This window comes from Streptomyces sp. NPDC058674, from assembly GCF_042716505.1.
GTDB lineage: Bacteria > Actinomycetota > Actinomycetes > Streptomycetales > Streptomycetaceae > Streptomyces.
In genome coordinates, this window is record NZ_JBHXSC010000030.1 from 66,500 (window position 1) to 76,712 (window position 10,213).

Here is a 10,213-nt window from a genome sequence, read left to right on the forward strand (position 1 = left end):
AAACGCCCCCGCCCCTCGGGGGCCCGCGGGGCCGCCTCCCGGGGCCCCCCGGGGGGCGTGTGGGGCGGGGCGGGGGCGGGGCGCGGACCTCGCGCCGCTCCCCGGCCGGCGCACCCGCCGCGGGCCTCAGACCTGCGGGGCGTACGTCCCGAAGCTCCAGATGTTGCCCTCGGCGTCCCGGGCCGTGTAGTCCCGCGAGCCGTAGTCCTGGTCGGTGGGCTCCATCAGGATCTCCACGCCGTGCTCGACGGCCCGCCGGTGGTGGGCGTCCACGTCCTCGACCACCACGTAGACCCCGGCGGGACCGGCAGCCTCCATGGCCGTGTCGAAAACCCCGCCGCGCCCCTTGCTGCCGAGCATCACCGCGCCGTTCCCGTACGACAGCTCCGCGTGCACCACCGCGCCGTCGTCCCCCTCGTACACGGCGACCTGGGTGAAGCCGAACGCCTCCGTCAGCTGCTGGATGGCCGCCTTGGCGTCGCGGTAGAGCAGTGTCGGACAGATGGACGGAACGCCTGCCATGACGATCACTCCTTCTCGTTCGTGCACGTGATCAGCAGTGAATGTGACCCACGGCACAGCATGGCAGGCGCCGCCGACAGTCAGCGGAAGGTGTTGCACTGGGCCATGTCGCCGGTCCGGTAACCCTGGTAGAACCACTGCTGGCGCTGCTCGGCCGACCCGTGGGTCCAAGCCTCGGGGGTCACCCGGCCCTGGAGCTTCTCCTGGATCCGGTCGTCGCCGACCGCGGCCGCCGCGTCCAGCCCGTCCTTGATGTCCTGGTCGGTCAGGCTGGTGATCAGCGGCCGGCCCGTGGACTCGTCCGGGGTCTTCGTCGCGTTGTGCGCCCACACCCCGGCGTAGCAGTCGGCCTGGAGCTCCACCTTGACCGCGTTGCTGTCCGCGCCCTGCCGCCCGTCCTGGGACCGCTGGAGCGTGCCCGTCAGGTTCTGGACGTGGTGCCCGTACTCGTGCGCGACCACGTACGCCTGGGCGAAGGGGCCGCCGCTCGCGCCGAACGTGGTCCGCAGCTCGTTGAAGAAGCCCAGGTCCAGGTAGACCTTCCGGTCGCGGGGGCAGTAGAAGGGGCCGACGGCCGAGGTGGCCGCCCCGCAGGCCGTGCTCACCCGGCCGGTGAAGAAGACCGTCTGAGCCGGGGCGTACTGGCCGCCGCGCCGGGTGAACTCCTGCCTCCAGAAGTCCTGGGTGCTGTTGACCACGGCGACCAGCCGGCAGTCCTCGCGGGCGTTCGCGTCCTGTCCCGTCCGGCAGGCCTGCTGGACCTGGTTGACGGAGGAAGCGGCCGGGTCCGGCTCCTGGTCCCCGGACGACAGGCCCAGCTGTTCCGGGCCCACGCCGAAGAGCAGACCCATGACCAGCGCGATGAGGCCGATGATGCCGCCGCCGATCGTGGCCCTTCCGCCCGGGACGCGACTGCCACGCACGTCCTGGACCTCGGACGTGTCCAGATTGGCGTTGTCGTCGAACTGCATCCCGCACCACCCTCCGTTCCTGAAGCCGGCGGGGCCGCATGGCCGCCCCTGCGGTGAGTATCAACCGGTTCGTCCTGCTGTGCTCAGCGGCCGACCGGGCCGGTCCCCGAGCCGGACGGGGGACGCGGGGGTGCGGGCGCCTTGCGTCCGGCTACCCGGAAAGTAGTTGCGCACCCCCGGTAGAATGACTCCCATGGCAAATCTCCTCGCGGATTAGCGGCGTCGAAGCATCGCGTCCTGCCCCCCTTCCGCCGTCCCCACCGCCCTGGAGTATTTCCGTGATCACCGCAACCGGCGTCGAGCTGCGCGCCGGCGCCCGCGTCCTCATCGAGTCCGCCTCCTTCCGCGTCGCCAAGGGCGACCGCATCGGCCTGGTCGGCCGCAACGGAGCGGGCAAGACGACCCTGACCAAGTGCCTCGCCGGCGAGGGCCAGCCCGCCGCGGGGTCCATCGCCCGCTCCGGCGAGGTCGGCTACCTCCCGCAGGACCCCCGCACCGGCGACCTCGACGTCCTGGCCCGCGACCGGATCCTGTCCGCGCGCGGCCTCGACGTCCTGATCAAGAAGATGCGGATGAACGAGGAGCGCATCGCCACCGGCTCCGGCGGCACCCGGGAGAAGGCGCTGCGCCAGTACGAGCGCCAGGAGACCGAGTTCCTCACCAAGGGCGGGTACGCCGCCGAGTCCGAGGCCGCGACGATCTCGGCCGCCCTCGGCCTGCCCGACCGGGTCCTCGGCCAGCCGCTGCACACCCTCTCCGGCGGTCAGCGCCGTCGCGTCGAGCTCGCCCGCATCCTCTTCTCGGACGCCGACACCCTGCTCCTCGACGAGCCGACCAACCACCTCGACGCCGACTCCATCGTGTGGCTGCGGGACTACCTGAAGAACTACCGCGGCGGCTTCATCGTCATCTCCCACGACGTCGACCTGGTCGAGACCGTCGTCAACAAGGTCTTCTACCTGGACGCCAACCGCGCCCAGATCGACGTCTACAACATGGGCTGGAAGCTCTACCAGCAGCAGCGCGAGGCCGACGAGAAGCGCCGCAAGCGCGAGCGCCAGAACGCCGAGAAGAAGGCCGCGGCCCTGAACTCGCAGGCCGACAAGATGCGCGCCAAGGCGACCAAGACCGTCGCCGCGCAGAACATGGCCAAACGCGCCGACCGGCTGCTCGCGGGCCTGGACGCCGTCCGCGTCTCCGACAAGGTCGCCAAGCTGCGCTTCCCCGACCCGGCGCCCTGCGGCAAGACCCCGCTGACCGCCGAGGGGCTCTCCAAGTCGTACGGCTCACTGGAGATCTTCACCGACGTCGACCTGGCCATCGACAAGGGCTCCCGCGTCGTCATCCTCGGCCTCAACGGCGCCGGCAAGACCACGCTGCTGCGCCTGCTGTCGGGCACCGAGAAGCCCGACACCGGCGTCGTGACCCCCGGGCACGGGCTCAAGCTCGGCTACTACGCCCAGGAGCACGAGACCCTCGACCCCGAGCGCACGGTCCTGGAGAACATGCGGTCCTCGGCGCCCGACCTGGACCTGGTGGCCGTCCGCAAGACGCTGGGCTCCTTCCTGTTCTCCGGCGACGACGTGGACAAGCCCGCGGGCGTGCTCTCCGGCGGCGAGAAGACCCGTCTGGCCCTGGCCACGCTGGTCGTCTCCTCGGCGAACGTGCTGCTGCTCGACGAGCCCACGAACAACCTCGACCCGGCCAGCCGCGAGGAGATCCTGGGCGCGCTGCGCACGTACAAGGGCGCCGTCATCCTCGTCACGCACGACGAGGGCGCCGTGGAGGCGCTGGAGCCGGAGCGGATCATCCTGCTCCCGGACGGCGTCGAAGACCTCTGGGGACCGGACTACCGGGACCTCGTGGCCCTCGCCTGATCCGGTTCCGCTTCCGGTCCAGTCCCTTATGGATCATTCGGCTCAGCGGTGATCCATCATCTGAGTGAGACGGTCTCGTACCGTTGCGCGTCGCCCGACGGCCCCGGCCGCACTTCCCGAAGTGCGCGGCCGGGGCCTTCCGCTTTCCGGCGTTCGGCCCCTGACCTGGTGATTCCCGGCGGGGGCTGGGGAGTGTGACGGAGGTCATGCACCGGAAGGGAAGATTCCGTTCTGCTCGGCCGTCCACCGTTGCGCACATGCCGTCGCATCGACCTTGCGGAATGGGTGGCCAGGAAGCGTGGGAGGGGTGATCATGAGAAGTCCAGAGCGCACTTCCCACGAGGAGGCACGGGTGGCCGAGACTCTGAAGAAGGGCAGCCGGGTAACCGGCGCCGCGCGCGACAAGCTCGCGGCAGACCTGAAGAAGAAGTACGACTCCGGTGCGAGTATCCGGGCGCTGGCCGAAGAGACCGGCCGGTCCTACGGATTCGTCCATCGGATGCTCAGTGAGTCCGGGGTCTCGCTGCGTGGCCGCGGAGGCGCCACACGTGGCAAGAAGGCCGCTACGGCCTGATTCGCCCCGGTCCCATCGGTTCCGACGATCCACCGCTCCACCGTTTCCATCCGAAACAGCGGTTCCCTCGGTGACCCCCGGTCGGCCCTCCGGTCGTCCGGGTGGTTACTGTGCAGTCACTTAGGCCGGGATCGCGGCCGACTGCACACCGGAGGCACACGGATGGCTCTGCTCGAAAAGGACGGCGTACGACTCACCGTCGACGACACGGTCGCCACGGTGACACTGACCAATCCGGCCAAGCGAAATGCCCAATCCCCCGCGCTCTGGCGGGCTTTGGCCGAGGCCGGAAGGTTGTTGCCGGGCAGTGTCCGGGTCGTCGTGCTGCGCGGTGAGGGCAAGTCCTTCTCCGCGGGGCTCGACCGGCAGGCGTTCACCCCCGAAGGTTTCGAGGGCGAGCCGTCCTTCATCGATCTGGCGCGCGGTTCCGACGAACTGCTCGACGCCACCATCGCCGAGTACCAGGAGGCCTTCACCTGGTGGCGCCGCAACGACATCGTCTCCGTCGCCGCGGTGCAGGGGCACGCGATCGGAGCCGGCTTCCAGCTCGCGCTCGCGTGCGATCTGCGCGTGGTCGCGGACGACGTGCAGTTCGCCATGCGCGAGACCAGCCTGGGCCTGGTCCCCGACCTGGCCGGCACCCAGCCGCTGACCGGTCTGGTGGGCTACGCCCGCGCGCTGGAGATCTGTGCGACGGGCCGCTCCGTGCACGCCGAGGAGGCCGAGCGGGTGGGCCTCGCCAACCTGGTGGTCCCGGCCGACGAGCTCGACGCCGCCGTCCAGGACCTCACCACCGCCCTGCTCGCCCCGCCGCGGGACGCGGTGATCGAGACCAAGACCCTGCTGCGCGGGGCGTCCGCCCGCACCTACGAGGACCAGCGTGCCGCCGAGCGCGCGGCCCAGGCACGCCGCCTGCGCGACCTGGCGGGCCTCTCCGACTGACGTCCGGTCCCGCACCGGCCGCCGCTCCGCCGCGCGCCGCTCCGCCCCGCCCCGCCCTCCGCCAGGAGGGCGGGGCGGTCGCATGTCCGGGCCGGTGCGGGGCAGGAGCCACACGCGCCGGACCCGACCGTCCGGCGTAGTACCCCGAGCGCCGCCGGGGACGGCGGCCTACGGTGGTCGGGAGTCCGGCGGCGCGTGGGGCTCTGCAGGCTTCCCCTTCCGGGGCTTCCCACTTCTCAGGAGACGCGATGACCGAATCCGTATCAGGGGGACTCTCCAAGGACCCCGCAGACCGAGGCCGTACGAGCATCGCCGACGGGGTGGTCGAGAAGATCGCCGGGCTGGCCGCCCGCGAGGTGGTCGGCGTCCACGCGATGGGCAGCGGCAGCGGCCTGTCCCGCACCTTCGGCGCCGTCCGCGACCGGGTGCCCGGCGGTGCCAAGGCCTCCGTCAGCCGCGGGGTCAAGGCGGAGGTGGGCGAGGTCCAGACGGCCCTCGATCTGGAGATCGTCGTCGAGTACGGCGTGTCGATCCGCGACGTGGCCCGGGCGGTCCGTGAGAACGTCATCTCGGCGGTCGAGCGGATGACGGGCCTGGAGGTGGTGGAGGTCAACATCGCGGTCAGCGACGTCAAGCTGCCCGACGAGGAAGACGAGGAGCCGGAGTCCAGGCTCCACTAGTGCGGTGACGGGCCCCCGGCCGCCCGCATCCGCCCGCACCTTCCGCCCGTCCGTTCCGTACATGCGTTCCGTACGTCCGTTCCGCCGAGAGGAGCCCGCATGAGCATGGCGGTGGTCGGCCTGGTGGCCGGCATGGCGTTGGGGTTCGCCGGTTATTTCGGCGGCTTCGGGGCCTTCCTGCTGGTGGCCGCCCTCGGCGCCGTCGGCTTCGTCCTGGGCCGGTTCCTCGACGGGGACCTGGAGCCGGGCGACCTGTTCCGCCCCCGGGACCGTGAGCGTGACCGCGGCCGCGACGGCCGGGGCAGGTGAGGCCGATGAGCACGCCGAAGGCCACCCCGCCCCGGGTGGCCGCCGCCGACCGGGGGGCCACCCGTATCGCCGACCGGGTCGTCGCCAAGATCGCCGCGCAGGCTGCCCGGGAGGCCCTGACCGCGCCGCCGGGGCGGCCGGGCGAGGCCGCCGCACCACACGCCACCGTCACGGTGCACCACGACATCGCACGGGTCCGGGTGAGCCTGGAACTCGGCTACCCCTCCGACCTCGCCGCCCAGTGCGCCGCGGTACGCCGCCAGGTGGCCCTCCGGATCGAGGAGTGCGCGCAGATGGCGGTACCCGAGGTGGCCGTCGACATCGAGCACCTGCACTCCGCCCACACCCGGCTCCCCGCCGGGCGGGACCGGCGGCTGCGGTGACGGCTCGTCCGGGGGCCCGCTTCCGGTCCGCCCGGCGCATTCCGGCCGCCCTCACCGCCCTCGCCCTGCTGGGCGGAGCGGGTCTGCTGCTGTACGACCTGGTCGCGGTACGGGCGCACCGCCCGGGGATGGCCTGGCGCCGAGACCTCTCCGGTCAGCTGGAGCGGTACGCCCCGGCGGATCCGGAGGTCCTGATCGGCGGCGGAGCCCTGGCCCTGGCCGGGGCGGTGCTCCTGGTCCTGGCCCTGACCCCCGGCCTCCGCGGGATTCTGCCGATGCGCACGCCGGATGTGCAGACGCCCCCGGTCACGGACGCGGAGCGCTTCCCGGAGGCGGAACCCCGGCCGCAGCCGGCCGTCCGGGCCGGCCTGGGCCGCAAGGCCGCGGCCCAGGTGCTGCGGGACCGGGCCATGGAGGTGTCCGGGGTGCGCGCGGTCCGGGTCAGGGTGGGCCGCTCCCACGTCCGGGTCCGGGCCACCTCGCACTTCCGCGAACTGGACGACGTACGGGCCGACCTGGACGAGGTGCTCGCCGTCGGCATCGACGAACTGGGCCTCGCGCACCCGCCGCGGCCGCGCGTACGGATCGGGAGGTGAGCGCAGGGTGCTCGGGGTGGTGAACCGGATCGTGCTGGCGCTGGTCGGGCTGGTGCTGCTGGCCGCCGGAGCCGCGGTGCTGACGGCCTCGTGGCCGTTCGGCGGCCGGCACGCGCCGCTGCTGACGGCCGCGGCCCGCCAGCGCCACTGGCACACCGAGGGCTGGCGCTGGTGGGCGGTGGCCGCCGCGCTCGCGCTGTGCGTGCTGCTGGCGCTGTGGTGGCTGCTCTCCCAACTGAGGCGCCCGCGGCTCCAGGCCGTGGTGGTCGACACCGGGGACGGGGCCTTCGCCGTGCTGCGGGGCCGGGCCCTGGAGGAGGCGGTGGCCGCGGAGGCGGGCGCCCTGGACGGCGTCGCCCGCTGCCGGGTCGCCCTGCGCGGTCGGCGCGGTGCGCCCGCGCTGCGGGTCGCGCTGGAACTGGAGCCCCACGCCGTCCCGGCCGACGCCCTGGCGGCGCTGGCCGGACCGGTCCTGCACCACGCCCGCTCCTCGGCCGGCCTCCCGGCCCTGCCGGCGGAGGCCCGGCTGAAGGTGACCTCCCACCGGGCCCAGCGCGTGACGTGAGCGGCGGACCGCCGCACGCGGGACGGTCCCCGACCGAACCGGTCCGGGCCCGCCCCGCGTAGCGGCAGGTCAGAAGCCGTGCCGCGCGCCCCCGTCGACCGGCACCATGACGCCGATGAGGCGGGCGGCCGCCACCGGGTCGGCGTTGTCGGCCGCCACTGCGACGGCGCTGGGGCCGAGCGAGGCGGCGGCGTCGGCCGCCCGCTGCTCGTCCCGTCCCGTCACGAGCACCTTCGCGCCCTCGGCGGCCAGTTCGCGGCCGGAGGCGAAGCCGAGGCCGCGGGTGGCCCCGGTGACGACGTGGACACGGTCTTCCAGTCCAAGACCATGCCGACACGCTACGCCGTCGCGGGCTCGCGTCCGGCCGGTTCGCCGTCGGCCCGGGCCTCCTCGCGGTCGCGCCTCTCGCGCCGTACGAGGACCACCCAGCCCACCGGGACCGCGGCCGCGAACAGCCACCACTGGACGGCGTACGCCATGTGCGGGCCGATGGAGTCGTGGTCGGGCTCGGCGATCATCTGGGGGCTCCCGCCCGAGGGCGCCGGACCGGTGAGTTCCAGATAGCCGCCGAGGACCGGCCCGGCCGGGGACGCGAACCGCGTGCTGTTGATCAGCATCACCTGGCGGTCCGGGAGGCCCTTGCGGTCCTTGATGCCGCTGCCGCCGCTGGTCTCGTCGGCCTTCAGCCGGCCGGTGACCGTCACCTCGCCCGCGGGCGCGGCCGGTACGGGCGGGTACGCGCGGGGGTCGTCGCCGCCCGGCACCCAGCCCCGGTTGACCAGGGCGACCCGGCCGTCGGCGAGGACCAGCGGGGTCAGGACGTGGTAGCCGACCTTGTCGTCGTTGTCGGTCCGCATCCGCACCACCACCTCGTGCGCGGTGTCGTACGCACCGGTCGCGGTGACCGCACGCCAGAAGTCCGCGCGGGGGACCCGGTGGCCGGGGGAGGTGATCTCGGTGACGGGGACCGGCTCCGCCCGCAGGTTGGTCTCGATCAGCCGGTTCTGTGCGACCCGGTGCTCATGGCGGTGGAACTGCCAGAACCCGAGTTTGATCATCGCGGGGATGAGGGCGAGGGCGACGAGGGTGAGGCACACCCACTGCCGGGTCAGCACAAAGCGGTACACGCCCACGACGGTACCCCCAGCCGCGGGGGCCCGGGCGGCCGGGTGGCCGTCCGGGGTCGTGGCGCAGGGGGCGTCCTGCGGCCCGGGCCGGGCCCGCACGCCGGGGAAGCCGCGGGGGAGGGGGAGTCAGACGCGGTCGACGACACCCGCCTTCCCCTCCGCGCGGGCGCAGTGCGCCCCGCAGAACCACTGGCCCTCCGCCTCGACGCCCTGCCCGATGATCTGCACGCGACAGTGCTCGCAGATCGGCGCCATGCGGTGGATGGCGCAGGAGAAGCAGTCGAAGACGTGCACGGCGCCCTGCGCGTGCACCTCGAAGGACATGCCGTAATCGTTTCCGCAGACCTCACAACGTGCCATGCGCCGAATGCTGCGCACGACGGGGGGACGGAACAAGATCCACGGGGGTGAGTCGCCGCCCCTGCACCCGGCCGGCGCAACGCACGGTCCGGGCGGGTCCGGCGCCGGGGCACCGAAGGTCCTGCGCGCCGGCCCCTGCGCGGCGGCGCCGTGCCCGGCGGCGCTCGGCTCAGTCTTCGTCCGCGGGCGCCACGTCGCGCAGCAGGTGCGTGAAGGCCGCCTCGTCCACCACCGGGGTGCCGAAGGACTTCGCCTTGACCGTCTTGGAGGTGGCGGAGTCGGGGTCGTTGGTCACCAGAAGGCTGGTGAGCCGCGACATGCTCGTCGCGATGTGCAGGCCGGCTTCGACGGCCCGGTCCTCCAGCAGTTCGCGGTCCACCGAGGTGTCACCGGAGAAGGCGATGCGCATGCCCTGCTTCAGCGGCTTGCCGTCCTCGAAGCGCCCCGGGTTCGGGTGCGGGCACGGCGGGCGCCTGCGCGAGGCGCGCCAGCTGCCGCTCCCGTACGAGGCCTGGTGGCCCACCCGGGGCGCGGCGGGCGAGTCCGACCACTCCGTCAACGGGCGGCACTCCAGCAGCGGAAGCCGTACGCCGTCCCGGGCGGCCGCGTGCAGGGAGGGGCGGAACGCCTCCGCGAGCACCCGGGCGTCGTCGAGCGCGTGGTGGGCGCGCTGCTGGACCACGCCGAAGTGCGCGGCGAGCGACTCCAGCTTGTGGTTGGGCAGCGGGAGGTTCAGCTCCTTCGACAGGGCGATGGTGCACAGCCGCTGACGGACCGGCGCCGTCGCGGCGGCGCGCGCGTACTCCCGGGCGATCATCTGCCAGTCGAAGATCGCGTTGTGCGCGACCAGCACCCGGTCGGCGAGCCGCCCGGCGAACTCCTCGGCGATGTCCCCGAAGAGCGGGGCGCCCCGGAGCATGTCGCTGGTGATGCCGTGGATCCACACCGGCCCCGGGTCCCGCTGCGGGTTGACCAGGCTGTACCAGTGGTCCTCGACGTTGCCCTGCGCGTCGAGCCGGTAGACGGCGGCGGAGACTATCCGGTCGTCCCGGGCGAGCCCGGTGGTCTCCACGTCGACGACCGCGTACCCCTGTGGGTACGCGGTCGGCCACATCGTCTCTGCGGTCGTACGGTCGTCGAGCATGGTCACAGAGGATATCGGCCCCGTCCGACAGTCGTGCCCGCGCCCGGCGCCGGGCCGCGGCCGGACGGTGGCCCGGCGGGTCTCGCCCCGGGGCGGGGACCACGTCGCCCGCCGCGGGCGGTTCGGGGCCGCAGCCGTCAACGGGCCGGACGCCGCGGCGGAT

The 10,213-nt window shown here is 73.3% G+C and carries 13 protein-coding genes and 1 pseudogene; 8 read left to right on the forward strand and 6 right to left on the reverse strand.

Going from position 1 to position 10,213, the window contains the following annotated elements:
• Positions 1-126: 126 nt before the first annotated feature.
• Together ACFWU6_RS17775 and ACFWU6_RS17780 are read right to left on the reverse strand one after the other, a co-directional pair.
• The gene (locus tag ACFWU6_RS17775) at positions 127-522 is read right to left on the reverse strand and encodes a VOC family protein (RefSeq protein ID WP_383811293.1); all 396 of its coding nucleotides are present in this window, start codon (positions 520-522) and stop codon (positions 127-129) included.
• A gap of 80 nt (positions 523-602) precedes the next feature.
• Positions 603-1,493 carry a neutral zinc metallopeptidase gene (locus tag ACFWU6_RS17780; protein ID WP_383811290.1) on the reverse strand — a complete coding sequence of 297 codons (891 nt, stop codon included), beginning with the start codon at positions 1,491-1,493 and terminating at the stop codon, positions 603-605.
• Between the two features lie 278 nt (positions 1,494-1,771).
• On the opposite strand from ACFWU6_RS17780, the gene ACFWU6_RS17785 reads away from it, so the two are divergent.
• From ACFWU6_RS17785 to amaP, 8 genes are all read left to right on the forward strand, one after another.
• Positions 1,772-3,370 carry an ABC-F family ATP-binding cassette domain-containing protein gene (locus ACFWU6_RS17785; RefSeq protein ID WP_383811287.1) on the forward strand — a complete coding sequence of 533 codons (1,599 nt, stop codon included), beginning with the start codon at positions 1,772-1,774 and terminating at the stop codon, positions 3,368-3,370.
• 352 nt (positions 3,371-3,722) lie between these two features.
• Positions 3,723-3,944, forward strand: a complete 222-nt coding sequence (locus tag ACFWU6_RS17790; RefSeq protein ID WP_030010789.1) for a helix-turn-helix domain-containing protein — start codon at positions 3,723-3,725, stop codon at positions 3,942-3,944.
• 162 nt (positions 3,945-4,106) lie between these two features.
• A complete protein-coding gene (locus ACFWU6_RS17795; RefSeq protein ID WP_383981827.1) occupies positions 4,107-4,886 on the forward strand; it encodes an enoyl-CoA hydratase/isomerase family protein in 780 nt (259 codons plus the stop codon).
• Between the two features lie 248 nt (positions 4,887-5,134).
• Positions 5,135-5,566 carry an Asp23/Gls24 family envelope stress response protein gene (locus ACFWU6_RS17800; RefSeq protein ID WP_383811281.1) on the forward strand — a complete coding sequence of 144 codons (432 nt, stop codon included), beginning with the start codon at positions 5,135-5,137 and terminating at the stop codon, positions 5,564-5,566.
• A 99-nt stretch (positions 5,567-5,665) separates the two neighbouring features.
• Positions 5,666-5,875 carry a hypothetical protein gene (locus ACFWU6_RS17805; RefSeq protein ID WP_383811278.1) on the forward strand — a complete coding sequence of 70 codons (210 nt, stop codon included), beginning with the start codon at positions 5,666-5,668 and terminating at the stop codon, positions 5,873-5,875.
• Between the two features lie 5 nt (positions 5,876-5,880).
• Positions 5,881-6,258, forward strand: coding sequence for a hypothetical protein (locus ACFWU6_RS17810; RefSeq protein WP_383981829.1), 378 nt, complete (start codon positions 5,881-5,883; stop codon positions 6,256-6,258).
• Entirely contained in the window at positions 6,159-6,854 is a 696-nt protein-coding gene (locus ACFWU6_RS17815) for a DUF6286 domain-containing protein (protein WP_383811271.1), read from the forward strand. The genes ACFWU6_RS17810 and ACFWU6_RS17815 overlap by 100 nt, the downstream gene beginning before the upstream one ends.
• Positions 6,855-6,861: 7 nt before the next feature.
• Positions 6,862-7,419, forward strand: coding sequence for an alkaline shock response membrane anchor protein AmaP (gene amaP / locus ACFWU6_RS17820; RefSeq protein ID WP_383811268.1), 558 nt, complete (start codon positions 6,862-6,864; stop codon positions 7,417-7,419).
• A 72-nt stretch (positions 7,420-7,491) separates the two neighbouring features.
• Here amaP and ACFWU6_RS17825 read toward each other — a convergent pair.
• The 4 genes and pseudogenes from ACFWU6_RS17825 to ACFWU6_RS17840 all read right to left on the reverse strand — a co-directional run.
• A pseudogene (locus ACFWU6_RS17825) lies at positions 7,492-7,737 on the reverse strand (SDR family NAD(P)-dependent oxidoreductase); the annotation flags it as partial.
• Between the two features lie 20 nt (positions 7,738-7,757).
• Positions 7,758-8,546, reverse strand: coding sequence for an SURF1 family protein (locus ACFWU6_RS17830; RefSeq protein ID WP_383981831.1), 789 nt, complete (start codon positions 8,544-8,546; stop codon positions 7,758-7,760).
• 126 nt (positions 8,547-8,672) lie between these two features.
• Positions 8,673-8,906, reverse strand: a complete 234-nt coding sequence (locus tag ACFWU6_RS17835) for a hypothetical protein (protein WP_383811264.1) — start codon at positions 8,904-8,906, stop codon at positions 8,673-8,675.
• A gap of 169 nt (positions 8,907-9,075) precedes the next feature.
• Positions 9,076-10,056, reverse strand: a complete 981-nt coding sequence (locus tag ACFWU6_RS17840; RefSeq protein ID WP_383981833.1) for a DEDDh family exonuclease — start codon at positions 10,054-10,056, stop codon at positions 9,076-9,078.
• Positions 10,057-10,213 lie beyond the last annotated feature (157 nt).

Coding starts and splice junctions, on each gene's coding strand:
- ACFWU6_RS17775 (WP_383811293.1), bottom strand. CDS start 522: ATGGCAGGCGTTCCGTCCATCTGTCCGACACTGCTCTACCGCGACGCC.
- ACFWU6_RS17800 (WP_383811281.1), top strand. CDS start 5,135: ATGACCGAATCCGTATCAGGGGGACTCTCCAAGGACCCCGCAGACCGA.
- ACFWU6_RS17805 (WP_383811278.1), top strand. CDS start 5,666: ATGAGCATGGCGGTGGTCGGCCTGGTGGCCGGCATGGCGTTGGGGTTC.
- ACFWU6_RS17835 (WP_383811264.1), bottom strand. CDS start 8,906: ATGGCACGTTGTGAGGTCTGCGGAAACGATTACGGCATGTCCTTCGAG.
- ACFWU6_RS17810 (WP_383981829.1), top strand. CDS start 5,881: ATGAGCACGCCGAAGGCCACCCCGCCCCGGGTGGCCGCCGCCGACCGG.
- ACFWU6_RS17795 (WP_383981827.1), top strand. CDS start 4,107: ATGGCTCTGCTCGAAAAGGACGGCGTACGACTCACCGTCGACGACACG.
- ACFWU6_RS17780 (WP_383811290.1), bottom strand. CDS start 1,493: ATGCAGTTCGACGACAACGCCAATCTGGACACGTCCGAGGTCCAGGAC.